This is a genomic window from Arthrobacter vasquezii (assembly GCF_029455255.1).
GTDB lineage: Bacteria > Actinomycetota > Actinomycetes > Actinomycetales > Micrococcaceae > Arthrobacter_D > Arthrobacter_D parietis.
This window is the reverse complement of record NZ_JAROKN010000023.1, coordinates 1-26017: the sequence shown is the minus strand read 5'-3', so window position 1 is coordinate 26017 and position 26017 is coordinate 1. Positions and strand designations below refer to the sequence as shown.

The following is a 26017-nucleotide window of genomic DNA, read 5'->3' as shown; positions in this document are numbered from 1 at the left end:
CCATTGCCATGGGCGTGAGTTGCCCATGGGTCCAGCCCCAGTAATAAGGTGAAAGCATGAGCATTCCGAATATCCCGGGCGGCCCCGCGCCATCGTCCATGAATTTGCGCGGCGCCGTCGATCTTTCCGCACTGAAGGCCCGAGCGCAGTCGGCTGGCGGAGCGGCCGGAAGCCAGGGCGGTCCCGCCGCTGAAGGCCCCGGTTCCGCAGGTCCAGCGGCAGGCGGTAGCCCGTACATCGTCGACGTAACGGAGCAGGTTTTCCCGCAGCTGGTGCAGTTGTCTGCGCAGGTGCCGGTGATCGTTGCGATCAGCGCGTCCTGGAGCGAACATTCGGCGCAGGTCCTCTACGCCCTTGAGGCTATTGCAGTGGAACAGGCAGGCAGGATCCTGCTCGCGCGCGCGGACTTCGATTCGCAGCCGGGGATTGCGCAGGCCTTTCAGGTGCAGGGCGTCCCCACGCTCGTTGGCGTCCTCAAGGGGCAGCCCGTACCCCTGTTCGAAGGCCCGCTCGCGGAACCGCAGATCAGAACCTACGTGGACGAGCTGCTCAAGGTCGCACAGGCCAATGGCGTGAGTGGTTCGCTCAATGACTCTCCGGGCGAGGAGCCGACTTCCACCGGGGAGCCGGCCGAGGAGCCGTTGCCGCCGCTGCATCAGGAAGCGTTCGACGCCATCGAAGCAGGCGACTACGCAACAGCTGCCGCGGCCTATCGCAAGGCGCTTGCCGAGCAGCCGGCCGACACCGATGCAAAATCAGGGCTCGCCCAGGTGCAGCTCATGCAGCGGCTTCAGGACGCTGACGCCACCGCTGTTCGCGCGTCAGCGGCGGAAGCTCCCGATTCCCTCGAAGCGCAGCTCGCTGTTGCGGATCTTGACCTCTCGGGCGGACATGTCGAAGATGCGTTTGCTCGACTGACCACTTTCATCGCACGCAGTGCCGGTGGGGACCGGGAGTCCGCGCGGGTTCGCCTCCTTGAGTTGTTCGACATCGTCGGTCCTACTGACCCTAGGGTGAACAAGGCGCGGAGCGCACTGGCGAGGGCGCTGTTCTAATCGCCTGCTCCATCCTCGCCGTGCGTCCGTTTTTAGTCCTTTCGGATGACGAACAAGCGCCGACGCCGTTGTTAGCGTTGACGTATGACTTCCCATTCTCCTTCTGAGCCACCGCCTGCCCAGGAACCGCTCCAGCCGCCCGCCGGTGGCTCGACGTCGGCGGGCAGGCCCGCCCTGGTGCTGCGCGGACTTGCGAAGCGCTTCGGCGAGAAGGTTGCAGTCAACGGCATTGACCTTGATGTTCCGGCAGGCTCCTTCTACGGGCTCGTCGGACCGAACGGCGCCGGTAAGACCACAACGTTGTCGATGGCTACGGGACTGCTGCGCCCTGACTACGGGCAGGCATGGGTGCATGGCGTCGATGTGTGGGAAAGCCCGTTGGACGCCAAACGGCTGATGGGCATCCTGCCGGACGGCGTCCGGCTCTTCGACCGCCTGACCGGTGAACAGCTGGTCACCTACGCGGGCCTGCTTCGAGGGATGGACCGGGACGAGGTCGCTGGAAGAGTGGCAGACCTCCTGCGGGCGCTCGACCTCGCACAGGACGCAGGAACGCTTGTCGTGGACTACTCGGCAGGCATGACGAAGAAGATTGCGCTCGCGTCGGCACTTGTCCATGCACCAAGACTCCTCGTGCTCGATGAGCCGTTCGAGTCCGTCGATCCGGTCTCAGCGGCCAATATCCGGGACATCCTTGCTACTTACGTGGCTTCCGGCGGCACCGTCATCGTGTCGAGTCACGTCATGGACCTGGTTCAGCGGATGTGTGACCATGTGGCGGTTATCGCCTCCGGTACCGTGCTGGCGGCGGGGACGGTCGATGCTGTGCGCGGCGGCGCGAGCCTGGAGGACCGGTTCGTGGAGCTTGTCGGAGGCAGGAACACCGCGGAGGGGTTGTCGTGGTTGCGCACCTCCTGAAACTCAAGCTTCTACTCCTGCGCAATTCCCTTCGTCGCAGCACCTGGCAGTTGGTCGGCGTCGTTCTCGGTGGTCTCTACGGTCTTGGTCTGCTCGGACTGATCGTGGCGGGGCTGATCGTCCTCGGTACGCTCGACCTCGACCTGATGCGGACCGTCGCTGTGCTGGGCGGATCCGCCGCCGTTCTCGGCTGGCTGGTGATTCCTCTCGTTGCCTCCGGGGTGGACATGACGCTTGACCCGGCCCGGTTTGTCACGTTTGCAGTACCCATGCGCCAGCTCATGGCCGGCCTCGCCCTGGGCGGGGTGATAGGCATCCCCGGGATCGTGACCCTCGTTGCGTTCCTCACCCTGGCGCTGACCTGGATACGGTATCCGGCAGCAGCTGTTGCAGCGATAGTCTGCGCGCTTTGCGCTGTCCTGCTGTGTATCGTAGGTTCCCGCCTGATCACGACGGCGGGCACGGCGCTTTCCTCCTCGCGGCGCTTCAAGGACCTCAGTTCGACGGTTGCGATCATTCCGCTGATCCTTCTCGGTCCGATCTTCGCCGGGATCACTGCCGGCTTCCAGAACTCGCCGGAGTTCGCGGGGGAGCTTGCGGACATCCTCGCGTGGACGCCGCTCGGCGTGTTCGTTGCCGTTCCAGCCGACCTCGCTGCCGGGGATGCGCTGACTGCGGTGGCGCGTTTCTGCATCGGTATCGGAACCATCGCCGGGTTGGCCTACCTCTGGCACAAGAGCCTCAGCCATGCACTGGTTACGCCGCCCTATAACGCGGTCACCCGTAAAGGGGCGGGTAACCTCGGCCTGTTCGCACGCTTTCCCGGAACGCCGACCGGCGCGGTGGCAGCGCGGGCCTTCACCTACTGGATCCGCGACCCACGGTATGCGGCATCCGTCATCGTTGTGCCGCTGCTGCCGATTCTGCTCTGGTTCATCAGCCGAGATTCCGGTGACCTGTCCCTGCTCAACTATCTGGGCCCCATCACAGCGTTCCTGCTCGCCTGGTCCATTTCGGCTGACATCTCATATGACAACACGGCGTTCTGGCTACACCTTTCGGCGGGAATCAGCGGCACGGCCGACCGCGCGGGCCGGGTGCTCGCCCTGATGGTTTTCGCACTGCCCGTGGTGCTGGTTTTCACCATCGTTCCGCTCTGGTTGAGCGAATCGCTCGCGGATCTTCCCATGATGCTCGGGCTGAGCCTGGGAGCGCTGCTGACGGGAGCCGGCTTCTCCAGCGTTCTCTCGGCACGTTATACCTACAATGTTCCGCTTCCGGGAGAAAGCCCGTTCAAGACACCGCCCGGCACGGGATTCTCGATGCTGGCCATCCAGGCGATCGGCTGGGTGGTCCTGATGGTGCTTTTGCTGCCGGAAATCGCACTCGCAATCGCCTATCTTGTCACTGGGGACGCAGTGCTCGGATGGTTGACACTACTCGCCGGAGTGGTACTCGGGACGGCAGTGCTAATCGGAGGTGTCCGCCTTGGGGGAGCCTGGTATGACAAACGCGGACCGGAATTGTTACAGGCTGTCAGCGTCAACAAGTAGGCCGGGCGGGTGCCGGGTGCCGCGCAGTAGAATGGAAGAATGAGTATGCCTGCAGACCCGTTTGACGACAGCCCGCACGGAGCGCCGGGGGACTCCGGCACGTCCACAGCCACAATCGAACGCGAAGAACTGCGTGAAGAAGTTGAGCCCGGCGATCGTGAACGGTTCGCCCACTACGTACGCAAAGAGAAAATCATGGAATCCGCTCTCTCCGGCGAACCCGTGATTGCACTGTGCGGCAAGGTCTGGACCCCGGGCAGGGATCCTGAGAAGTTCCCGGTGTGCCCCGAATGCAAGGAAATTTATAACTCGATGCGGCCAGGGGACAAGTCCTAGCCACCTTTCCCATCCGTCCGCCGGGCATATCCCGGCGGACGTTCGCATGCTCGTGAGGAATCCATGTCACACCCTCAGGCTCTGCGCAGCGGGGCGATGTCGGCGTCACTGCGGCCCCTGACAATCGGGGTCATCGCCATCATCACTTGTGCCGCTTTCGAGGCCATGGCGGTGGTGACGGCGATGCCCTCCGTCGCAGCGGAACTGAACGGCGTATCCAGTTACGGACTCGCGTTCTCCATGTATCTGACCGCCTCGCTGCTCGGCAGCGTCCTGGGCGGGATCTGGTGCGACCGGCGTGGACCCCGCCCTGCACTTGCCGTCGGCATGGGCCTCATGATCGCCGGTCTGGCGGTGTCCGGGAGCGCGCCGGCATTCTGGATCATGACTGCCGGACGCGCAGTGTCGGGCCTTGGCGGCGGCTTCATGATCGTTGCCGTCTACGTGATCATTGCCAAGGCTTATCCGCAGCGGATGCAGCCGGTGGTCTTCGGCTGGCTTGCGGCGGCGTGGGTCGTCCCTTCGCTGATCGGACCGTACGTTGCCGGTGTCCTCGCAGAGCAGGCGAGCTGGCGTTGGGTCTTCCTTGGTGTGGCGCCTGTCATCGTTGCAGCATTCCTCCTGGTCTGGCCGCGGACAGAACGGCTCAAAGTGGCAGGTTCGCCGGAGCCGCTGGACAGGGCTGCACGCAGGAATGCGGGAACTGGATTACTGCTGGCGGGCGGCGTTTTTGCGGCGCAGTTCGCACTGACCAAAATCGCCTCTGACGGATTCGCCGATCCTGTTGCTGCCTGGCTCCTGGTGATGTTGGGCGTCGCGGGGCTGGCGGCCGCGGCCGTTTCCTTCCCCCGCTTGCTGCCGGCCGGCACGGTCCGGCTGGCACCGGGTCTTCCGAGCGTCATCGCAACCCGCGGGCTGATGACCGTCGCCTTCTTCGGCGCGGAGGCGTTTGTTCCACTGATGTTGGTCTCCGCTCGAGGCCTCAGCGCCTCCACCGCGGGTCTGGCGTTGAGCGCTGCGGCGATCGGCTGGAGCGCGGGCTCCTTCGTGCAGGCCAAGGTGAGTTTCCGCCGTCAATGGCTGCTCGTGATCGGTGCCTCGCTGCTGTCCGTGTGTATCGGCGGCCTTGCGCTGGCCGTAGCTGCCGAGGTGCCCTTCTGGGTGCTCGTTTTGGTGTGGAGCGCTGCCGGCTTTGCCATGGGACTTACGTTGTCCAGCACATCGGTGCTTGTCCTGAAGCTCTCTGCACCGCACGAGCAGGGCCGCAACTCGGCGGCTCTGCAGCTCTCCGACCAGCTTGGCGGAGTAGTCGGAACAGCCGGCGCAGGCGGCCTTTTCGCGCTCCTGAGGGACCCGGAAGCGCCGGGCCAGATACCGGTGTTTGTTGCAATCTGGCTGGCTCTGTGCGTGTTCGCGGTAGTCGGTATAGTGGCCGGGTTGAGGGCTGCGCGAGGTGAATCGGAGCACCTCCCAGCAACAACCCACACAGGAAAGGTGCCGTCCCAAGAGTGAGCAATAACGCACTGTTCGGCGCCGGTCCGGCACTTCCGCCCGCGTACCCGGAACGCGCTGCCTGGGGCACTGCACCCAAGTTGCGGCAGTGGCAGGAAGAGGCGCTCGCAAAGTACTTCGCCAACTCACCACAGGATTTCCTTGCTGTGGCTACTCCCGGAGCCGGTAAAACCACGTTCGCGCTCCGGGTGGCTACCGAGTTGGTGGAACGGCGCATCGTAAACCGAATCGTCGTTGTTGCTCCCACCGACCACCTCAAGCGCCAATGGTCTGACGCCGCCGCCAAGGTTGGCCTGTCGATCGACCCGAACTTCCGCAACGCTGACGGCCGGCACGGCGAGGGCTTCATCGGCGTCGCCGTGACCTACGCCCAGGTCGCAAGCAAGCCCATGTTGCACCGGGCCAAGACCGAAGCGGCGAAGACGCTGGTCATCCTCGATGAGATTCATCACGGCGGCGACGCACTGTCATGGGGTGACGGTATCCGCGAGGCATTTGAGCCGGCAACGCGTCGGCTCGCCCTCACGGGAACCCCGTTCCGTTCAGACACAGCGGCCATCCCGTTTGTTGAGTACGCCGAAGACGCCGACGGCATCCGCCGTTCACGGTCGGACTACACGTATGGGTACGGTGACGCGCTGCGGGACCACGTAGTCCGTCCGGTGATCTTTATGGCCTACTCCGGACAGATGCGCTGGCGGACCAGCGCGGGAGAAGAAATGGCCGCTTCCCTGGGTGAGGCGGCCGTCACCAAGGACATCACGGCCCAGGCCTGGCGGACGGCCCTCAATCCCAACGGCGAGTGGATCCCTGCAGTGCTGGCGGCGGCCGACCGACGCCTCACAGAGGTCCGCCGCGCTGTTCCTGACGCGGGCGGCCTGGTGATCGCCACCGATCACGATGATGCACGCGCCTACGCCGGGCAGTTGAAGAAGATCACGGGCGAATCCCCCACGGTTATTCTGTCCGATGATGCCAAGGCGTCCGGAAAGATCGAAGACTTCTCTGCCGGTGAGACGCGCTGGATGGTCGCTGTCCGCATGGTGTCCGAAGGCGTGGACGTTCCGCGCTTGGCCGTGGGTGTGTATGCCACCTCCACGGCGACGCCCCTGTTTTTCGCCCAGGCAGTCGGCCGGTATGTCCGTGCCCGACGGCGCGGGGAGACCGCGTCGGTTTTCCTGCCGTCAGTGCCCAACCTCATGGCGCTGGCAAATCAGCTCGAAGTAGAGCGGGATCACGCACTGGACCGTCCGGACAACAACGAGGACGGCTTCGCGCCGGAGGAAGCGCTGATGGAGGCTGCCAACCGTGAGGAGAAAGCCTCCGGTGAGCTGACCAAGCAGAAGTTCGAAGCCCTCGAATCCCAGGCTTCGTTTGACCGGGTGCTGTTCGACGGCGGAGAGTTCGGCACCGGCGGCGAGATGGGCAGCGAGGAGGAACTGGACTTCCTCGGCATCCCGGGCCTGCTCGATGCGGATCAGGTGGGCGTCCTGCTGCGGCAGCGCCAGCAGGAGCAGCAATCACGACGACGGCGCCCCGTTGCCGCGCACGAGCCCGCGGTCCCCGAGGTGATGGACCACCGCCAGCTCACAGAGCTGCGCGGTCAGCTCGCCAAGAATGTCTCGGCGTGGTCCGCTCGTTCCGGAATGCCCCACGGGGTGGTGCACTCGGAACTCCGCAAGGCGTGCGGAGGCCCGGCCGTGGCGCAGGCAAACGAGGAACAGCTGCAGCGGCGGCTCAAGAAGCTGCAGGACTGGTTCATCGGCCGCACGTGAGACGCGCACTGACCGAAGCACACTGACCGACGTACACTGACCGACGTGCACTGACCGACGTGCACTGACCCAAGCGCACTGACCGGTTGTATCACTCGAGAAGCTCGACCCCGGCGTCCTCAAGCTCCGCAAGAACCTCACTGAGGCGCTCGGCGTGGACAGGCCGTGTGTAATCCACGAGGAGGCGCGTGGTGTACCCCGCCACGACAGCGTCGAGCGCTGTGGCCCGTACACAGTAGTCCGCGGCCAGACCGGCGACCGCCACTTCGTCCACCTCGTTCTCGCGCAGCCAGTCGTCCAGTGAGACGGCTTCATCCGCCGCGGCCGGGACGGCTGCATCCATCTTCCGCTCGCCGGTAGGTACCTGGTCTTCCGGTGCCAGGACGCCTTCGAACCCCGAGTACGCCGCCTCGTACTGACCCTTGCGGAAGACGGCGTCAAGGCTCTCGGTGTCCAGATCGGGATGGAACTGTGCGCCCGGCTGGTCCGCAACGCAGTGCACAGGCCATGAGTCCACGAAGTCAGGCTGGTCGGAGAAGTGCGAACCAGGATCGATATGCCAGTCCTGGGTGGCAACGATGTAGTCGTAGTGGAAACCTTGTGCGTCGATGTAATCACTGAGTGCCTGGGCCACGCCCGCACCGCCCTCTACGGCCAGCGAGCCGCCCTCGCAGAAATCGTTCTGTACGTCGACGATGATCAGTGCGCGTGTCATGTGGACTCCTCGTATTCGGTCGGAATGGCAGGCTCACCGCGCTGCAGTCGCATCACGGAGCCGGGCAGCTCCGCCATGGACTGGCGGTGGCGTTCGACGGCGCGCTGCACGCCCTCCGGTCCTGTCCACCCGGGGAGCACCTCGCCGTCTGCCACGAACTGGTGCAGCAGCGTGCGGTCATTGCCGTCGTCGTAAGGGTGGCTGCCGATGCCAAGGACTTCTGCGACCGCCCTGCCGGACTCATTGAGGCGTCGCAGCGCATACTTGCGGCCGCCTACTGACGTTTTGTTCTTGGCCGCCTTCGCCACGGAGACGAAAGCGCCGTCGTCGTCGGTCCGGCTGACCAGCTTGTACACCATGCCGGCGGTCGGTGCGCCCGAGCCGGTGACGAGGGACGTGCCCACACCGTAGCTGTCTACGGGAGCGGAGGCGAGCAGCCCGATCGCGTACTCATCAAGGTCCGATGTCACCACAATGCGCGTCTGGTGGTTCCCCAGGTCATCGAGCAGCTGCCGCACCCAGCGGGCCTGCTCCACGAGATCACCGGAATCCAGGCGCACTGCGCCCAGGTCCGGCCCACCGGCGGCGACGGCGTTACGGACGCCCTGTTCGACGTCGTACGTGTCGACGAGGAGTGACGTGCCCTTTCCGAGGGCAGCCACCTGTGCCGCGAAGGCCTCGGGCTCCGAATCGTGTAGCAGCGTGAAGGAGTGCGCTGCGGTACCGACGGTGCGCAGGCCGTAACGGCGTCCCGCCTCGAGATTGGAGGTGGTGGCGAAACCACCGATGATGGCTGCGCGGGCGGCTGCCACCGCGGACTCCTCCTGCGTGCGCCGCGAACCCATCTCAATGCACGGGCGGGACCCGGCTGCTCCGGTCATACGGGATGCGGCGGAGGCGATGGCGCTGTCATGGTTGAGTACCGAGAGCAGATAGGTCTCGAGGATGCAGGCCTCAGCAAACGTGCCCTCCACAATGAGGATGGGGGAGGAGGGGAAGTATGCCTCGCCCTCGGCGTACCCCCAAATGTTTCCGGTGAAGCGGAAGTCGGCCAGCCAGGCCAATGTAGTGTCATCGACGACTCCGGCAGCGCGGAGAGCGTCCAGCTGCTCCTGCCCGAAGCGAAAGTGCGCCAGGCCCTCCAACAGGCGCCCGGTTCCTGCCACGACACCGTAGCGGCGGCCCTCGGGCAGCCGCCGGGTGAAGACTTCGAAGACCGATCTGCGGTGCGCGGCCCCCGAGTGGAGGGAGGCCTGCAGCATTGTCAGCTCGTAGTGGTCCGTGTAGAGCGCGGAATTGGGGTGCTGCCAGGTTCGATGTGGGCTCACAGGAAAACTCTAGCCCCGTTCGCGCTCCGGGTGCCTCGAAGAGCGCAGCGCAGGCAGAACCATGCGCCAATCTACAATGGAGACCATGAGTGTTGGCGTAATTCCCGAAACCCACCAGCTTGAGGAGACGGAAGAAGATCTGGCAGCCGGCACCGCCGTTCCGTGGGTGGTCATCGTGTGGAATGACCCGGTGAACCTGATGAGCTACGTGACCTACGTCTTCCAGACCTACTTTGGTTACAGCGAGGCGAAAGCGCGGACCCTCATGCTGGAAGTCCACGAACAGGGCAGATCGGTTGTCTCCACCGGTTCGCGCGAACAGGCGGAGCGTGACACGGTGGCAATGCATTCGTACGGCCTGTGGGCTACTTTCCAGACAGCGGACGCGTAGGGAGCAGCAGTGGCCAGGGCATTTCGCAAAACGCGGCGCGGTATCGCCGGTGAATTCGAACCGGGGGAGCTGCGGCTGCTCCGGCGCCTGTTCGCGGACGTCGTGCAGTTGCTCGAGACCGAGAAACGGGAGGACGAGGATCCGCTGGCGGCGCTGATCGGCCTCGACCTCGAGGCGGTGAAGCCCGAGGACAGCGCGGTGATCCGTCTGCTGCCGGACGCAGTAAGGAACGACGACGACGGCGCGCTGGAATTCCGTCGCCTCACCGAACGCTCGCTACGGGAGGAGAAGGTCAGTGCGCTGCGCGGGGCGGCGCTGCTGCTCGAGAACCCGCAGATGGTTCTGAATCCCGACCAGTCGCAGGTGCTGGCCCGTGCCCTCAATGATGTCCGGCTGGTGCTGGCGGACCGCCTGGAGATCAAGACAGACGAGGATGCAGCCCGGCTGCACGGGATCGCCGACCTTGAGGATGCCGAGGATCTTGAGTCCTACCTTGCCCTGGTCTACAACTTCGTCACGTGGGTGCAGGAGGGGCTGATGCAGGCTCTTCTGTCATCGGCAGGGCCCTCCGATTGACCGTCCTGGTGAAGGCTTCCGCCTGGAAACCGGAGCTGCGCTGTGATTAAGGACACGCCTTCCTGCTTAGCCAACTCCGGCGGTGCATCCTATCCTCAAAGGATCATGAGTTCTGACCCCGCCGACTCCGAGGCTGCCGAACTGGCCGCTCTGAGGTCCACCGAAGCCCCCATCGGCATCTTCGACTCAGGCGTCGGAGGCCTCACGGTGGCCCGGGCCGTCATCGATCAGCTGCCCCACGAATCGGTGCTTTATGTCGGAGACACCGCGCACGCACCGTACGGTCCGCTTCCCATTGCGCAGGTAAGGGCCTACGCACTCGGTGTCATGGACGAACTGGTGGATTCGGGCGTCAAACTGCTCGTCATCGCCTGCAACTCCGCGTCCGCTGCCGTTTTGCGTGATGCGCGTGAGCGCTACACCGCCCGGTACGGAATTCCCGTCATCGAAGTGATCCAGCCGGCAGTCCGCCGCGCAGTCGCCTCGACGAGGACCGGACGGATCGGCGTCATCGGAACCAGCGCAACCGTTGGATCCCGCGCCTATGAGGACACCTTCGCCGCGGCTCCCCACCTCGATATCTTCTCCGCCGCGTGCCCGGCGTTCGTCGACTATGTGGAAGCGGGCGTCACGGCCGGCTCGGACGTCCTCGAGACGGCCGCCCGCTACCTTCGTCCGCTGCAGGATGCCGACGTCGACACCCTGGTTCTTGGCTGCACCCACTATCCGCTTCTGACAGGCGTGATTTCCTACGTCATGGGTGACTCGGTGACCCTCGTCTCCAGCGCGGAGGAAACCGCCAAGGACGTCTACCGCGCGCTTGTGTCCCACAATCTCCTGCGCACCGGATCCGGGCAGCCGCGGCACCACTTCGTGGCTACGGGCAACGCAGCCCGCTTCGAGGAACTGGCGCGGCGCTTCCTTGGACCGGAAGTCTTGAGCGTGGAACGTGTCGACCATGTGTCCGCGCAGTATCCGACAGGAAGCATGGCTCGGATCACGCCGGAAATGATTTCCACGGCCCGGGCGGACGCTGGCGCTGCCGGGAACCGCCGTCCATGAAGCTCACCATCGTCGGGTGCAGCGGATCGTTCCCTGGACCTCACTCGCCTGCCTCCTGTTACCTCGTGACGGCGCAGGAGGAGGGCAAGACCTGGCGGATCCTGCTCGACCTCGGCAACGGATCCATCGGCGCACTCCAGCGCTATATGGACCTGCGGGATATTGACGCTGTCCTGCTGACCCATCTCCATCCGGACCATTGCATGGACCTGTGCGGTCTGCATGTGGCAGTGCACTGGGACCCGGCAGGCTGGAACCAGCCGCGTATCCCCGTGTGGGGTCCCGCCGGGACCGCGGACCGGATGGCCACCGCCTACGGGCTGGACCTCGATCCGGGCATGCATGATGACTTCGACTTCCGCGCCTGGTCGCCGCGCACTCCCGTGCAGGTTGGTCCCTTCACCATTACTCCCTACCCCGTCCTGCACCCGGTGGACGAGGCGTACGCCCTTCGCATCGAGGTTACGGATCCGGAAGCTCCGGGCGGCAAGCGGGTCCTCACCTACTCGGGGGATACAGACGCATGTGACGGTTTGGTCGAGGCCGCCGCCGACTCAGGGATTTTCCTGTGCGAAGCAGCCTTCCACGAGGGCAGGGACGATGCCATCCGTGGCGTCCACCTCACTGGGAAACGCGCCGGGGAGGTCGCATCCGCTGCCTCATCGCGGCGGCTGCTGCTGACACACCTACCGGTGTGGAACGATGCCGTGCTCACCATGGAAGAGGCACGCAGCAGTTATCCGGGGGATGTCGCCGTTGCGGTTGCCGGGGTCTCGTACCTGGTCTGACCGTTTGCGTGCGGGCGTGAATAGCCCGCACCGAACCGGCTCTGGCAGACTGGAACCATGACTTCCCCCTCTTCTTCCGAGCCTGACTCTGCGCCTGTATCGACTTCCGAAAGTAACGGTGTCCGTGCGGATGGACGGACACCTGACCAGCTGAGGCCCATCAGCATCACGCGGGGCTGGTCCAACCAGGCCGAAGGGTCCGCGCTGATTGAATTCGGGAACACACGGGTGCTGTGTACTGCGTCGTTGACCACCGGAGTTCCGCGGTGGCTCAAGGGGGAGGGCAAGGGCTGGGTTACGGCCGAATATGCAATGCTTCCCCGGGCGACCAACACCCGCTCCGACCGCGAGTCCGTCAAGGGCCGCATTGGCGGGAGGACCCACGAGATCTCCCGCCTGATCGGACGCTCCCTCCGCTCGATCATTGATACGCGGGCCCTTGGGGAGAACACCATTGTTCTTGACTGCGACGTACTGCAGGCCGACGGCGGCACCCGCACGGCCGCTATCACCGGCGCCTACGTGGCGCTCGCGGAGGCAATCCGCTACGCCAAGGAACACAAGATGATCCCGCAGTCCTCCCGCCCGCTGACGGACACCGTGGCGGCCGTGAGCGTCGGCATCATCGACGGTGTGCCGATGCTTGACCTGCCCTATGTCGAAGATGTGCGCGCAGAGACAGACATGAACGTCGTGGTCACGGGAAGCGGAAGCTTCGTCGAGGTTCAGGGCACAGCCGAGGGTGCACCCTTTGACCGGGCGGAACTGGATGCGCTGCTTGATCTCGCACTGCTGGGCACGTCCCAGCTTGCCCAGATGCAGCGCGAGACACTGGGGGAGTCCGCCGGTGTCTGAACATCCTGTCGCTGCGCCGCGACTGGTCCTCGCAACGCGAAACGCGGGCAAGCTGCGTGAACTGCGCTCGCTGCTGCGCGGAAAGGTACCGGGGCTCGACGTCGATACCCAGGTGATTGACGCTGTCACCGCCGGCGCACCCGATGTGGTGGAAAGCGGCACAACCTTCGAGGAGAACGCTCTGCTCAAAGCACGTGCGGTTGCAGAGGCAACAGGCATCCTTGCGATCGCTGACGACTCCGGTCTGGCAGTCGACGTACTCGGCGGTGCTCCCGGCATCTTTTCGGCACGGTGGGCCGGCCGCCACGGCGATGACTCCGCAAACCTGAACCTCCTGCTCAGCCAGCTAGCCGACATTCCGGAGGGCCGGCGGCAGGCGCGGTTCGTCTGCGCGGCGGCTCTTGCACTACCCGGCGGCACCGACGTCGTGAGGCGTGGTGAACTGGAAGGAACGCTTCTGAGTGAGCCGCGGGGCGAGGGCGGCTTCGGATACGACCCCGCGCTTCAGCCCCTGGGAATGAACCGCAGTTGCGCCGAGCTGGCACCGGAGGAGAAGAATGCTATCAGCCATCGGGGGCAGGCGTTCGAGGCGCTGTTGCCGTCGATCGTCGAACTCCTGGGATGACTGGCCGTTCAAAGGCAGCGGCCCGGTTGCCGCTTTCAGTGTGGGCGGCCTGATAGGGCAGACTTAACCGGGTTATGAGAACAATCATGAGTTACCTGCCCCTGCAGACCGGGAATGAATCCACACTCGGAGGTGTCGCTGACTGGGCGGTAACCATGATGGAGACGATCGGTGCACCCGGTGCGGGCCTGGCGATCGCCCTCGAGAATCTTTTCCCCCCGCTTCCCAGCGAGGTCATCCTCCCGCTTGCAGGTTTCACGGCCAGCAGGGGAGATTTCACCCTGTTCGAAGCACTCTTCTGGACCACCGCCGGCTCGGTGGTGGGTGCCTACCTGCTCTACCTGCTGGGAGTACTGCTCGGCCGGGACCGGATGAGGACTCTGGTGTCCAAGGTCCCCCTGGTCGATCTTGAGGATGTTGACAGCGTTGAGGCGTGGTTCGACCGCCACGGCTACAAGGCCGTTTTTTTCGGTCGGATGGTGCCGATTTTCCGCAGCCTGGTCTCCATTCCTGCCGGTATCGAACGCATGCCGGTGTGGAAGTTCCTTGGCCTGACCCTCGCGGGAAGCCTGATCTGGAACACCATCTTCGTGTTATCCGGCTACTACCTGGGTGAAAACTGGCATTTGGTGGAGCAGTATGCGGGCATCTTTCAGAAACTGGTGATTGCCGCCGTCGTGCTGGTGGTTGCCTTCTTCATTGTCAGCAAGGTACGGAAGGTGCGTCGCAAGCGCGAAGCCTCATGACCCGGCTGAGTGACGTGTGGCCGCTCTTCGGTCTGGAACTCCGGACGCCGCGGCTGTCGCTCACGCCGGTTCGGGACGAGCAGTTGCCGGAGCTGATCGATGCCGTGCTGGATGGAATCCATGACCCGGCGAAGATGCCGTTCGGTGTGCCGTGGACGGACGCGCCGCGGGACGTGTTGATCCGCGAGACCGTCAGGCACCAGTGGCGCCAGCGCTGCTCTGTTGAGCCGGGTTCCTGGACAATCAATTTCGCCGTGAGCTTTGAGGGCCGGGTGGTGGGAATGCAGGATGTCTCCGCCCGTGATTTCCCGCTTCTGCGCACCGTTCACAGCGGGTCCTGGCTCACGCAGCCTGTTCAGGGCAGGGGCCTCGGCAAGGAGATGCGCGCCGCAATACTCCTGTTCGCGTTCGATCACCTCGGTGCCGTCGCGGCGCTCTCGGAGGCAGCTGAGTGGAACAACTCATCGCTCGGGGTTTCGCGCAGCCTCGGCTATGAAGCGAACGGTGTGTCGGAGGTTGTCGCCCGGCCCGGTGAGGTGACCAGGCAAGTGCACCTTCGGCTTCAGGCGGATTGGTTTAAGCGACCTGAGTGGAGCCTCGGCGTCAACGGTGAGGAACCTGTTCTGCCGCTCTTGACCACCGCCTGAAACTCACACCTGTTCCTTTATTGACATTGCCCTCGTTGGTTATATGGTTAGCTACATGAGTAATGAACCAGCGAACCCCGTCGACAGGGCCGGTGGGCCCCGTGCGGGATCGCCATGCTAATCGAGGATGGTCGGCCGATCTTCCAACAGATCGCCGAGCGCATCGAGAGCGACATCATCGACGGAACCCTGGCCGAGGAATCCCAGGTTCCGTCAACCAATGAGTTTGCGGCTTTCTACCGCATCAATCCGGCCACGGCGGCAAAGGGCGTCAACCGCCTGGTCGATGACGGGATTCTCTACAAGCAACGAGGAATCGGCATGTTCGTTTCAACCGGAGCCCGGACGGTGCTGATCCAGCGTCGGCGGGAGCAGTTCTTTGACCAGTACGTCCAGCCGCTTTCCAGGGAAGCCCGCAAGCTCGGCATTGAACCGGACGAACTTGCAGACATGATCAGGCAGGGCGAACACGCCCTGCAGGGGGGAGCGCAGTGAAAACCATCATCGAGGTCACCGACCTCACGAAGAAGTACCGGAAATCGGAGGCCCTGCGCGGGATCAACCTCGCGTTGGAGCCTGGCCGCATCTACGGGCTCCTCGGCCGTAATGGTGCCGGTAAGACCACCCTCATGTCGATCCTTACCGCCCAGGGTTTCGCATCATCCGGGGAAGTACGGGTTTTCGGCGAGCATCCCTACGAGAACGAGCGCGTCCTCAACCGCATCTGCTTCATCCGCGAATCCCAGAAGTACCCGGACTCCTTCACCGCGGAGCACGCCTTCAAATCCGCCGCGCTCTTCTTCGCAAACTGGAGCCAGGAACTTGCGGATCGCTTGGTTACGGATTTCCAGCTTCCGCTGCGCCGCAACATCAAGAAGCTGTCCCGAGGCCAGCTCTCAGCAGTAGGAGTAATCATCGGGCTGGCCTCCCGCGCGGAGCTCACGTTCTTTGATGAGCCCTACCTGGGACTCGACGCGGTTGCACGCCAGCTCTTCTACGACCGCCTGGTCGAGGACTACTCGCGGCACCCGCGCACAGTGGTCCTGTCGTCTCACCTGATCGACGAAGTAGCGAACCTGCTGGAGCACGTGATCGTGATCGATCAGGGGAGGATCATCATGGATGATGACGCCGAAACCATCCGCGGATCAGCATTCACGGTAGTGGGCTCGGCCGAGAAGGTTCGCACCTTCCTCGGCGGCCGCGAGGTGGTCCACGCAGACAATTTCGCTTCACTGGCGTCGGTAACGGCACTCGGCACGCTGAACGAGTCCGAAACCCGGGAAGCTGCTGAACTCGGCCTTGAGCTCGCGCCCGTTTCCCTGCAGCAACTCATTGTCCGCAGAACCATGTCCGCATCACCGGCAAGTTCCGGGGCCGCGGACCGGCCCCTCTCGGAGGTAGCACGATGAACCGCGTCGTCAAAGTCATGCGGATGCAACTGGCCAACCGCTGGATCTTCATCGGGATACCCCTGATCATCCTCGCCGCATCCTTTCTGCTGACCCTGATCATCTGGTCGTTCATTCCGAACGACGGCGGGGTGCGCATCTCAGGCGGATCCCAGGCTGTCATGTGGTACTTCTTCGCCCTGGGCATCCAGTCCCTGACGCTCACCTTCCCGTTCTCCCAGGGACTGAGCATCACCCGGCGCACCTTCTTTCTCGGCACCCTGTCCCTCTTCTCGCTGATAGCGCTTATCACCGCCGTGACCTACTGGTTGCTGGGACTGGTGGAGCAGGGGACCGGTGGCTGGGGAGTGGGCGGAAGCTTCTTCGCCCTCGACTGGATTGCGGACGGCCCCTGGTATCAACCAATAGCCTTCTACTTCGCCGTGATGATGGCTCTCTTCCTGATCGGGTTCTGGTCAGCCACAATTTACAAGCGCTGGCAGGCAACGGGATTGCTGATCGCCGGAATCAGTGTGGCTCTTGCGCTGGTGGGAACCCTGTACCTGATCGGCTCACGCAGCGCCTGGCCCGAGGTCGGAGCCTTCCTTGGTTCGCAGACGCAGCTAACAGTTGCCGGCTGGCTCGCCGTTCTGGCCCTTGCCCTTGCCGGCGGTTCGTTCCTCACCCTGCGTCGGGCAGAGCCTTAGTCGGTTCCGCCGTGAAGTGGAACCGGCCCCGCCACGCGGAGTCGGTTCCACTGCCTACGCTTCTCCACCGGATACCGTGAGCGGGTGGGAATTGAGTTCACGGCCATCGACTTCGAGACTGCCAACGGGTTTCGCGGATCGCCCTGCGCCGTAGGGCTCACGAAGGTCCGCAATGGCCGAATCGTCGAGGAAGCGCAGTGGCTGATGCGCCCGCCGGCAGGCCACGACCACTTCGACTCCCGCAACGTCGCCATCCACGGGATCACCGCCGACATGGTGGCGCACCAGCCGACTTTCGGTGAGCTGTTCCCGGAGATCGGTGCCTTCATTGGAAGCGATGTCGTAGTGGCCCACAACGCTGCCTTCGACATGGGCGTTATCCGTTCGGCGCTTGAAGTGTCCAACCTGGCCGGTCCTGCTTACGACTACGCTTGCACGGTTCTGCTCTCGCGCCGCAGCTACTTCCTTGTCTCCTACTCGCTGCCTTACGTGGCGGAAGCTGCCGGAGTGCCGTTGGTGAACCACCATGACGCTGTTGAGGATGCCCGCGCCTGCGCAGGAATTCTGGTGGACATCGCGCGTCGCGCCGAAGCGGCGACGCTCGAGGAGCTTGTATCCGGGCACCGGCTGAAGCTGTCCCGTCTTGAAGCCTACGAGCCAGGAATTTCCGAGCTTTCGAAGGCGACCCGTACGGCGCTGGAACGGGGGCCCGCCACCGGCTGGGCAGGTTGGCCGGACGAAGGACTGAACCCGGACCCGAACCCGGCTGCGGATCCCACACACCCGTTGTACGGGCAGACTGTTGTCTTCACCGGCGACCTCGGGATTCCGCGGCCGCAGGCAAAGCAGCGGGCCGCTGTGCTCGGAGCGCAACCGGCAAGCGCCGTGACCCGCAAGACCACAGTGCTGGTGGTGGGGAACGGTTTCGTTGCCGCAGATCTGCGCAGTGGTCGGGTAACGGGCAAGGCACGGCGCGTGATGGAGCTTCACGGCCGGGGCCAGAACATTGAAGTGCTCTCGGAAGCAGAGTTCCTGCAGATGACCGAGGGACGCTGGCCCGTCACGAGCCAGTAGAGCCTTTCCTATGCGCCCATTTCGGAGGCGAAGCGGCCGGCTAATTCCTCGACCGCCCGTGCTCCCGTGAGCTGATCAATTGCGGCGGCAGGGAGTACATCGCGTCCATGCAGTGCGCCGATGATTGCACCGGCAACAGCTCCGGTAACCCGCGCTGCAGGCGCATCCTGCTCCGCAGCAGCGGCGAGGAAAGCGCTCACATGGGCAGCGTCGTCGTCGGTTGCGGTGGCAAGCACCAGCCTGATTGCCTCGCACAGGATGTTTCCGGCAGTCGGTGAAGCAGTCGGGAGCGCGCCGGCATCCGGACTCGTGAGCTGGACCGAGAGGTCGGTCGACCCCAATGCCGCCGCGTGCGCTGCAGCTTCGGCTACAGCGTCCGACAGCGAGAGTTCCCGGTGGGCGATCGCATGAATCAGGCCGGCGAAGACTGCTGCGGGAATCCGGGCAGCGGGATTGCCGTGTGTGATCGCTGCGGCATCGAGTGTGAGCTTCTCGACCATCGCGGGCGGAACATTGGCGATGAGGCCGAAGGGTGCGGACCGCTGGAGCGCACCGGGGCCGTCGTCGTCCGTTTCAAGCGGCCGCTGACGGCTGCCCATCTCGCCGCTTCTGAGCGCACGGATGCTGGCAGCGTCCGAGTGCCGTCGGGTATGCAGGACGTCCTGCCTGTCGATCCAGCGGGCAGGAGGAGCGGGAGCGGACGACGGCGGTGCCTCTCCCTGAGTCCCGAGCCACCGGAGGTATGCAAGCCAGAGACAGGCGGTTTCATCGGCTGCGACGCCGTCGTTGGCCCACTCGAGCGCTTCAGTCATGCCGTCGACCGTGTAGAGCGTCAGTGCGGTGGCATCGCCGAAGACAGACGCATCGGGTGATCCTGCGGCAGCCTCACCGAGTGCACAGGCCAGGATCGAGCCGGTGATTCTGCTGCGCAATGCAGGGGGGAAGCATTCAGAAGATGTCACCCCGCTAGTCTAGGCAGTCCGCCCAGCCGATCCCTGCCACGATGCCTTCAGGAAACGCCCAGATACGAGTGGAACGCTTGACGGGTTTGCCTCGTGCCCAGCACGCACCACCATCGAAGGAATCAACCACCATGCACCCGATCAGCCAGGAAAAGCCCGCCACGGGCACTCGGTACGACGACAACGGCCCGGGCCTCATCACGGCTTCCCTGCTGGAGGCGCTTGGATCGTTTCTGGTGATCCTGGGCGGCTTGGGCGTGACCATGCTCAATCCGCAGGGCGGCATTGCTCCCGGTGTGGCATTCGGGCTGGGCCTGGCCGCGGCCATCGCCGCATTCGGCCGGCTATCGGGCGGTTACTTCAACCCCGCTGTCACCCTCGGACTGGCGATGGCCGGGCGCCTGGCGTGGAGGTCGGTGCTGCCCTTCATCATGGCGCAGGTTCTTGGCGGGCTTGCGGCGTCCGGCCTGTTCTGGGTGATTTTCAGCGCGCACCCGCAGGACATCCAGACTGCCGGGCTGTTCTCGGCAGCGGCGAACGGATATGCGGAGCACTCCTCCACCCAGTTCCCGATCGCGAGTGTGCTGTTGATCGAGGTCACTGCGGCTGCTCTGCTGACCGCAGTAGTGCTTGGATCGACCGGCCGGTCACTTTCACGTGCAGCGGCTCCCTTCGCCATCGGCCTGGGATACGCCGTCTTGCTCACCGCGCTCGCTCCCATGGACAACGGCGCGATCAATCCTGCCCGGTCCACGGCAACGGCACTGTTCGCCGAGGCGTGGGCAGTCCAGCAGCTGTGGCTCTTTTGGCTTGCACCCCTGCTCGGTGCGCTGATCGCGGGCCTGCTCTACCGGAGCTTCGACCTCGCGATCCACAGCCGGCAGAGCGTGTCCGCCCCGGCGGGGGACAACGGCGCTCCGGAAACCGGCGACACTGCAGCCGGTTCCGCGGCAGCCGCCGCTACGCTGGCAGCCCGCCGTGACACCCATGACGACGACGGCACCCCGTAGCGCGTACCGACCGTCCAGGCGGCGTTCCAACCGGTGCTTCGGCGTTGCCGTCCGAAACTGTCGGAGACGGCCGGTAGCTTGGAATCATGAGGTTATTGCACACGTCAGACTGGCACTTGGGCCGCTCCTTCCACGGTGTTGGGATGCTCGAGGCTCAGCGGCTTTTCGTCGATCAGTTGGAGAAGACGGTCCGCGAGGAGAACGTGGACGTGGTGCTTATTGCCGGTGATGTCTATGATCGCGCTTTGCCTGGCGTTGACGTCGTCGAGCTCTTCGACGAGGCATTGGAACGGATTACGGTAGCCGGCGCGCAGGTGGTGGTCAGCAGCGGCAACCATGACTCGGCAGTGCGGCTGGGATTCGGCGGGAAGCTCATTGAGCGCGGAGGGGTCCACCTCCGTACCCGGTTGGAAGACATCGGGCGCCCTGCCGTTTTCAGAATTGACGAGGGGATTGAGGTTGCCGTCTACGGTGTGCCATATCTTGAACCCCGGATGGTTGCGGATCCGCTTAATTGTGAGAGTTCCACGCATACGGCAGTGACTGCTGCGGCGCTGGATCAGATCAGGTCGGACCTGCGGCGGCGCCGCACGCAATCAATCGTGCACTCGGTCGTCATGGCACATACCTTCGCCAGTGGCGGCGTCGGCTCGGACAGCGAACGGGAGCTCAGCATGGGCGGTCTCGGCGTTGTGCCCTTGAACCTCTTTGAAGGGTTTGACTACGTTGCGCTGGGCCACCTCCATGGGCAGCAGCAGTTGCAGGAGCGGGTGCGTTATTCCGGATCTCCGCTGGCATATTCCTTCTCCGAGGCGCGGCAGTCGAAGGGAGCCTGGCTGGTAGACATCGATGAAGGTGGGGTAGGTGAAATCCAGCCGGTGAAGTGGGCCCCGCAACGCGAGCTTGCAATCCTGCGCGGTCCTATCGCTGAGCTCATCACTGCGCCGGAGCACGCAGCGGCAGAAAACGCGTGGTGCCAGGTGACGCTCACCGATGCCGAGCGGCCGCACCAGGCCATGGAACGGTTGCGGGCACGGTTTCCGGGAACCCTGGTGCTCGCGTTCGAACCGTCCCGAAACGCGGGGGAAGAGCGTACCTACAGTGAACGGATCGCCCAGGCCGCTGATGATGCTTCCATCTGCTGCGGGTTCCTTGAGCATGTACGTCAACGCAGTGCCAGCACCGAGGAGGCAGCCCTGTTCGCTGAGACGATCGACGCCCTGCGGGCAGCTGAAAGCGGCGCATGAGAATCCACAGACTCGAGATACAGGCCTTCGGGCCCTTTGCCGTGCGCCAGCACATCGATTTTGACGCCCTCACCGAACAAGGCCTGTTCCTGCTGAACGGGCCCACCGGGGCGGGTAAGTCCAGCGTGCTCGATGCCATCTGTTTCGCGCTGTATGGTTCCGTTCCGGGAGCACGTCAGAACGCGAAGCGGCTGCGCAGCGACCACGCCCCCGATGCGCTTGCGCCGGAAGTGGTGTGCGAGTTCTCGGCGGGATCCCGGCGTCTGGAAGTGACCCGAAACCCTTCCTGGAACCGGCCGTCCAAACGCGGAAGCGGAACAACCACAGAGCAGGCCAAGACCTTGCTGCGCGAAAGGGTTGCCGGCGAGTGGGTAACCCGGTCCACTCGCAATGATGAAGCGGGAGCGGAGCTCCAGAATCTTCTGGGAATGAACCGTGAACAGTTTACGCGCGTCGTCATGTTGCCGCAGGGAGAGTTTGCGGCTTTCCTCCGGTCGGACGCAGCCGCTCGCGGCGAGCTCCTGCAGCGGCTGTTCGCAACCGACCGGTTCTCGACTATGGAACACATGCTGGCAGAGCACTCCGCACGGACATCCGCGCGGCTCCAGGAGGCCGAGACCGAGCTGGAGGCCCTCCTCAGTCGGGCTGCAGAGGAAGTTGAGCGCCACGGCCTGACGCCCCGGCAGTCAAGCACCCCGGCGTCATTCCCGGAAGGAGAACCGGATGGTTCCGGCCACGAGGGCAGTGCCTCCGTTGATTGGACGCCTGATCCCGTGCTTCTTCAAGACCTGCTGACGGCGGCCGTGGCTGAGGGTCGGAAAAGGACCCGCGAGCTCAGGATCCTGCGCGATGCCGCCGCAGAGAGGCGCACCCGGTTTGAGGCGGAGCGCAGGGATCGCCTGACGTTCCGCGAGCTGGTTTCAGAAGCGCAGGCTAACCAGGGTGCCTTGGTCGGGGCTGGAACTCTGAGGGCAAAGCTGGCAGATCACCAACGCGCTCAAATCCTCCAGGGAGCGCTGCAATCGAGGGACGAGGCGGCTGCAGAGGTGCATAATCTGCGGGAGGGCCTGCAATCAGCAGCACGTCCGTTGCAAGCCGATCCCGCAGTCCGGCACGAAGCCCCCGAGGTTCTCCATCCCGACTCCCTGCGGTCGCTGGCCACGTTCGAACGTGCTCACGAGGTGGTTCGTGAATCTTTGGCCGCGACGCGCGCAGCCCTGCCGCTGGAAAAGGACCTCAGCCAGCTGTCAGCAAGGATTCGTCTTACCGAGACTGCTCTGGAGCGTCAGAAGGCCGAGGCAACGCGCTGCAGTGAAGCAGATGAACAGTTGCGGCGGGAATACGTCGAACTGACATCGCGCCTGGAAGACGCGCAGGTGATGGCAGCCCGTGAAGGACAACTGGCAACGGAGTGCATCGAAGCGGCCAGCCGGTTGGAGTTGCTGGGGCAGGCGGACAGTGCGGAACGTGCTGTGCGTGAGCTGAACGAGCTGCAGCAGGAGCATCAAGCACTCTTTCTCACAGCGAAAGATGACTGGCTGCGGAAACTCCAGGCGCGTCTGGAACAGGCAGCTGCGGAGCTTGCCGAGCGGTTGGATGCAGGGGAGCCCTGTCCCGTCTGCGGGAGTGAGGATCATCCGGCGCCTGCAGCTGCGGATCCGCAGTCCCTCGTCACCCGCGAACACGAAGCACTTGCCAGGGAAGAGCAGGATGCAGCCGAGAACCGGCTGCGGAAGACCGCCGCGGCCCGCGACGAGGCCGCGTTGAAGGCCGCCGGGCTACGCGCCAGAAGCGGCGAAGCCGATGCCGGGCAGCTTCGCGCTACGCTTGTGTCCCTTGAGCAGGAGCATGCGGAAGCGGAACGGGCGGTCCGTCTGGCCACCGACCTCAGCACACGGAAGACCGCGGCGGATACAACGCTTGCCAGGCTGCACGAGCAACAGGCGGACCTTGCGCGGACTCAGGCAGAAGAATCATCACGGCTAGCCGCACTCGCGGAGCAGCAGGCGGCGTTGGCCGCAAAGCTGTCTGACGTGCGTGGTTCTTACGATTCCGTTGAGAAGAAAATCACGGCGCTCGAAGCAACGGAGCGGAGTCTTGGGGCGGTGTGCGCTGCCTTGAATCGCTGTGAGCAGGCAGAGGAGAACCTTGACAAGGCCGAAGCTGCATTGCGGACACGCCTGTCTATAACGGACTTCGCTTCAGCGGAAGCCGTCCGCGACGCGCTGCTGACCAGCACGGAGGCCGAAACCGCGGAGCGGGCCATCCGCGATGCCGAAAATTCTGCTCATCGGATCGAACGGGACCTGCAGCGGCCGGAGAACCTGGCCGCCGCCATTCTGGAGAAGGACGGCAGCCCCGTGCCGAACGAAGATGACATTGCGTCGGCCGCGACCGAGGAAGCGGACGCATCGAAGCTTCTTGACCAGGCTGTCCTGGAGGTGGGGCTGCTGGAGCAGTCAGTGGTTCAGATGGGCTCCTATGCGGACAGGGCAGCAGCGCTTGAGGAACGGCTCGTGCCGCTGCGGCACGCTCACCAGCTCGCCAGGTCGATTGCTGACACAGCCAGGGGCAACGGCGAGAACCTGTATCGGATGAGCTTGGCGACCTATGTGCTGGCGGCCCGCCTGGAACAGGTTGCAGGTGCCGCAACCGAGCGGCTGCAGAAAATGTCAGACGGCCGGTACTCGCTTGTCCACAGTGATTCCAAGTCGGGAAATCGAAAATCGGGCCTTGGTTTGAATGTCATTGACAGCTGGACCGGACTGCACCGGGATACGGCAACGCTGTCCGGCGGCGAGTCATTCATGGCATCATTGGCGCTCGCATTGGGGCTTGCCGACGTCGTGCAGCAGGAGTCAGGCGGCCTGGATATCGAGACGCTTTTCGTTGACGAGGGGTTTGGAAGCCTCGACGAGCATTCCCTCGAGCAGGTGATGGACGCCCTGGAGAGCCTGCGTGACGGCGGACGTGTAGTCGGACTCGTCAGCCATGTTGCCGACCTGATGCAGCGGATCCCCGCCCAGCTGCACGTTTCCAAGAGCCGGACAGGGTCTACCGTGCGCTTCGTCAATAAGCTGCAGCGAGTGTAAAATTGCTGGTGTTACCGGGTTGGGCGCATCGGGAGGAGGGACGATGCGCGTTTCATAGCACCCGGAGTGCACATGGCTACACCAACCTCTGAAGTAGATACCTCGCACCGCGGACGTTTCGGCCGGCTACCTGAGATTGCCGGCGCAGGTTTCCTTCCACTCGGCTTGATTGCCCGCCTGCCTCTGGCGATGCTCACCGTTGGAGCGCTCACCCTGGTGACAGCCGGCACGGATTCCTACGCTTTCGGTGGTTTTGCGGCCGGCGCTGTCGGCATCGGTTCTGCACTGGGCGCGCCGGTCCTCGGTTTCCTGGCGGACCGCTACGGCCAACGCCCGGTCCTGCTGCTGTCAGCCGCACTCAATACCCTGGCGATCGTCTGTCTGATCATTGTCAGCGGCGTGTCGGGCATCGAAACAGGGCTGCTTCCCACGCTCATTGCTGCCTTCCTCGTGGGCGCCACCTGCCCTCAAATCGGACCATTGGCAAGGGTTCGCTGGATGGCACTGACCCAGGACAAACGACCAACGGATCTCGACACGGCGCTCTCCTACGAGAGCACGGCCGATGAGTTGACCTTCGTGCTGGGTCCTGCGCTGGTGGGACTGCTGGCGAGCCTGATTGCGCCCTGGCTGCCGCTAGCACTCGCAGCAGCACTGACCCTGGCTTTTGTTTCCGCCTTCGCTGTGCACCCAACGGAACGGGCGGTAATTCCGCTGCGGCGCCGCCCCCGGACGCGAAGCTCGGAGGTGAAGACCCAGCGAAGAGCGCATACCGGTTTTCTTGTGGCGTTGCCGGTTCTCGGGATGGTGATGATGGGCACCTTCTTCGGTTCGACCCAGACCGCCTTGATCGCCTTCGCCGGAGGTTTCGGAGCGGAGACGGCGGCGGGCCTGCTGTATGCCGTCATGGGCGTCAGCTCCGCCCTCACCGCCTTGTCGGTAGCGTACTGGCCACAGCGATTCCGCCACCCACTGCGGTGGGTGGCTTCAGCGGCGATGATGAGCGCGGCCGCTTTCCTGCCCCTCCTTGCTCTGGACATTCCGTTCATGCTCGCAGCACTACTGATCCTCGGGATCCCGGTCGGTCCAACGATGGTCACAATTTTCAGCGTCGGCTCACTCGTGGCCCCGAAGCACCTGGTCGGCACGGTGATGACCCTGTTGGCTAGCGGCATTGTCGCCGGCACGGCGCTTGGAGCGTCCATAGCAGGAGCGCTGGCGGAGGCGAGCGTCCGTGAAGCTTTCGCGGTTCCGATGGCGGCCGCCGTCGTACTCCTGCTGTTGGGCGTGGTGTCGACCGTGGTGCTGCCCAGCAGGACTGACGCGGCGGAAGTCAGCTGAGCTGTTCCTCGATGGTGCGGGCGCTGCCCGCAATCCGCAGACCGAGTTCAGCCTCCGGGTGGGCTGAGCGGATGTAGACGACGGCCACCGCCGCAGGCAGTCCGCCGGCGAGCCGGATGGGAGCTGCAACGGACGACAGGCCGGCGATAACCTCATCGTGGCTGGTGGCGAAGCCCTGCAAGCGCGCTGCAGCAGCTTCTTCCCGGTAGAGCTGGCCCGGCGCGAGCCGCTCCCAATCCTCCTCGCTCACCGCCGACTGGATTGCAATGCCCGGCGCGCCCGCGCTGAAGGGGTGCCGTGTTCCCGGCCGC

At 64.4% G+C, this 26017-nt stretch carries 25 protein-coding genes and 1 pseudogene; 22 read left to right on the top strand and 4 right to left on the bottom strand.

The features are described from left to right. The first annotated feature begins 56 nt into the window (after positions 1-56). From P4U43_RS09935 to P4U43_RS09910, 6 genes are all read left to right on the top strand, one after another. A complete protein-coding gene (locus P4U43_RS09935) occupies positions 57-1055 on the top strand; it encodes a tetratricopeptide repeat protein (protein ID WP_277358599.1) in 999 nt (332 codons plus the stop codon). A gap of 84 nt (positions 1056-1139) precedes the next feature. Further along, positions 1140-1973 carry an ABC transporter ATP-binding protein gene (locus P4U43_RS09930; protein ID WP_277358598.1) on the top strand — a complete coding sequence of 278 codons (834 nt, stop codon included), beginning with the start codon at positions 1140-1142 and terminating at the stop codon, positions 1971-1973. After that, positions 1955-3526, top strand: coding sequence for an ABC transporter permease family protein (locus P4U43_RS09925; protein WP_277358597.1), 1572 nt, complete (start codon positions 1955-1957; stop codon positions 3524-3526). The genes P4U43_RS09930 and P4U43_RS09925 overlap by 19 nt, the downstream gene beginning before the upstream one ends. A gap of 39 nt (positions 3527-3565) precedes the next feature. Further along, the gene (locus tag P4U43_RS09920; RefSeq protein ID WP_277358596.1) at positions 3566-3862 is read left to right on the top strand and encodes a DUF3039 domain-containing protein; all 297 of its coding nucleotides are present in this window, start codon (positions 3566-3568) and stop codon (positions 3860-3862) included. A 63-nt stretch (positions 3863-3925) separates the two neighbouring features. Further along, positions 3926-5374, top strand: a complete 1449-nt coding sequence (locus P4U43_RS09915; protein WP_277358595.1) for an MFS transporter — start codon at positions 3926-3928, stop codon at positions 5372-5374. Further along, positions 5371-7149, top strand: coding sequence for a DEAD/DEAH box helicase (locus tag P4U43_RS09910; RefSeq protein ID WP_277358594.1), 1779 nt, complete (start codon positions 5371-5373; stop codon positions 7147-7149). Before P4U43_RS09915 ends, P4U43_RS09910 begins: the two co-directional genes overlap by 4 nt. A 91-nt stretch (positions 7150-7240) precedes the next feature. Here the strand turns inward: P4U43_RS09910 and P4U43_RS09905 are convergent, their stop codons facing one another. Both P4U43_RS09905 and P4U43_RS09900 read right to left on the bottom strand, forming a co-directional pair. Further along, positions 7241-7864: a nicotinamidase gene (locus tag P4U43_RS09905; protein WP_277358593.1), complete on the bottom strand. Its 624-nt coding sequence runs from the start codon at positions 7862-7864 to the stop codon at positions 7241-7243. After that, complete coding sequence (locus P4U43_RS09900) at positions 7861-9192, bottom strand: nicotinate phosphoribosyltransferase (RefSeq protein ID WP_277358592.1); 1332 nt, start codon at positions 9190-9192, stop codon at positions 7861-7863. Before P4U43_RS09900 ends, P4U43_RS09905 begins: the two co-directional genes overlap by 4 nt. A gap of 85 nt (positions 9193-9277) precedes the next feature. On the opposite strand from P4U43_RS09900, the gene clpS reads away from it, so the two are divergent. The 12 genes from clpS to P4U43_RS09840 all read left to right on the top strand — a co-directional run bounded on the left by clpS (position 9278) and on the right by P4U43_RS09840 (position 18054). Beyond that, complete coding sequence (gene clpS, locus P4U43_RS09895) at positions 9278-9583, top strand: ATP-dependent Clp protease adapter ClpS (protein ID WP_204531134.1); 306 nt, start codon at positions 9278-9280, stop codon at positions 9581-9583. A 9-nt stretch (positions 9584-9592) separates the two neighbouring features. Continuing rightward, positions 9593-10159 carry a DUF2017 domain-containing protein gene (locus P4U43_RS09890; RefSeq protein ID WP_056548123.1) on the top strand — a complete coding sequence of 189 codons (567 nt, stop codon included), beginning with the start codon at positions 9593-9595 and terminating at the stop codon, positions 10157-10159. A 105-nt stretch (positions 10160-10264) separates the two neighbouring features. After that, positions 10265-11221: a glutamate racemase gene (murI, locus tag P4U43_RS09885; RefSeq protein ID WP_277358591.1), complete on the top strand. Its 957-nt coding sequence runs from the start codon at positions 10265-10267 to the stop codon at positions 11219-11221. After that, on the top strand, positions 11218-12009 hold the full coding sequence (locus P4U43_RS09880) for an MBL fold metallo-hydrolase (protein WP_277358590.1): 792 nt from the start codon (positions 11218-11220) through the stop codon (positions 12007-12009). Before murI ends, P4U43_RS09880 begins: the two co-directional genes overlap by 4 nt. Positions 12010-12066: 57 nt before the next feature. Further along, on the top strand, positions 12067-12864 hold the full coding sequence (gene rph, locus P4U43_RS09875) for a ribonuclease PH (protein WP_277358589.1): 798 nt from the start codon (positions 12067-12069) through the stop codon (positions 12862-12864). Continuing rightward, positions 12857-13489, top strand: coding sequence for an RdgB/HAM1 family non-canonical purine NTP pyrophosphatase (gene rdgB / locus P4U43_RS09870; protein WP_277358588.1), 633 nt, complete (start codon positions 12857-12859; stop codon positions 13487-13489). Before rph ends, rdgB begins: the two co-directional genes overlap by 8 nt. A gap of 86 nt (positions 13490-13575) precedes the next feature. Further along, positions 13576-14235, top strand: a complete 660-nt coding sequence (locus P4U43_RS09865) for a DedA family protein (RefSeq protein WP_277358587.1) — start codon at positions 13576-13578, stop codon at positions 14233-14235. After that, positions 14232-14882, top strand: coding sequence for a GNAT family N-acetyltransferase (locus P4U43_RS09860; protein WP_277358586.1), 651 nt, complete (start codon positions 14232-14234; stop codon positions 14880-14882). Before P4U43_RS09865 ends, P4U43_RS09860 begins: the two co-directional genes overlap by 4 nt. Before the next feature lie 114 nt (positions 14883-14996). Then, the gene (locus tag P4U43_RS09855; RefSeq protein ID WP_277358585.1) at positions 14997-15377 is read left to right on the top strand and encodes a GntR family transcriptional regulator; all 381 of its coding nucleotides are present in this window, start codon (positions 14997-14999) and stop codon (positions 15375-15377) included. Next, positions 15374-16294 (top strand): ABC transporter ATP-binding protein, encoded by a 921-nt coding sequence (locus P4U43_RS09850; RefSeq protein ID WP_277358584.1) that lies wholly within the window; start codon positions 15374-15376, stop codon positions 16292-16294. Before P4U43_RS09855 ends, P4U43_RS09850 begins: the two co-directional genes overlap by 4 nt. Continuing rightward, complete coding sequence (locus P4U43_RS09845; protein ID WP_277358583.1) at positions 16291-16980, top strand: hypothetical protein; 690 nt, start codon at positions 16291-16293, stop codon at positions 16978-16980. The genes P4U43_RS09850 and P4U43_RS09845 overlap by 4 nt, the downstream gene beginning before the upstream one ends. 84 nt (positions 16981-17064) lie before the next feature. Continuing rightward, complete coding sequence (locus tag P4U43_RS09840) at positions 17065-18054, top strand: exonuclease domain-containing protein (RefSeq protein WP_277358582.1); 990 nt, start codon at positions 17065-17067, stop codon at positions 18052-18054. Between the two features lie 8 nt (positions 18055-18062). On the opposite strand, the gene P4U43_RS09835 is transcribed toward P4U43_RS09840, so the two are convergent. After that, positions 18063-19016: an ADP-ribosylglycohydrolase family protein gene (locus P4U43_RS09835; protein WP_277358581.1), complete on the bottom strand. Its 954-nt coding sequence runs from the start codon at positions 19014-19016 to the stop codon at positions 18063-18065. 68 nt (positions 19017-19084) lie between these two features. Between P4U43_RS09835 and P4U43_RS09830 the strand changes: the two genes are divergently transcribed. The 4 genes from P4U43_RS09830 (at position 19085) to P4U43_RS09815 (ending at position 25706) form a co-directional block, all read left to right on the top strand. Then, positions 19085-20026 carry an aquaporin gene (locus P4U43_RS09830; protein WP_277358580.1) on the top strand — a complete coding sequence of 314 codons (942 nt, stop codon included), beginning with the start codon at positions 19085-19087 and terminating at the stop codon, positions 20024-20026. Positions 20027-20112: 86 nt separating this feature from the next. Beyond that, a complete protein-coding gene (locus P4U43_RS09825; RefSeq protein WP_277358579.1) occupies positions 20113-21273 on the top strand; it encodes an exonuclease SbcCD subunit D in 1161 nt (386 codons plus the stop codon). Next, positions 21270-24365, top strand: a complete 3096-nt coding sequence (locus tag P4U43_RS09820; RefSeq protein WP_277358578.1) for an AAA family ATPase — start codon at positions 21270-21272, stop codon at positions 24363-24365. Before P4U43_RS09825 ends, P4U43_RS09820 begins: the two co-directional genes overlap by 4 nt. Positions 24366-24437: 72 nt before the next feature. After that, positions 24438-25706 carry an MFS transporter gene (locus P4U43_RS09815; RefSeq protein ID WP_277358577.1) on the top strand — a complete coding sequence of 423 codons (1269 nt, stop codon included), beginning with the start codon at positions 24438-24440 and terminating at the stop codon, positions 25704-25706. Here P4U43_RS09815 and P4U43_RS09810 read toward each other — a convergent pair. Continuing rightward, positions 25699-26017: pseudogene (locus P4U43_RS09810) on the bottom strand (IclR family transcriptional regulator C-terminal domain-containing protein); the annotation flags it as partial. The gene P4U43_RS09815 and the pseudogene P4U43_RS09810 sit on opposite strands and share 8 nt — an antisense overlap.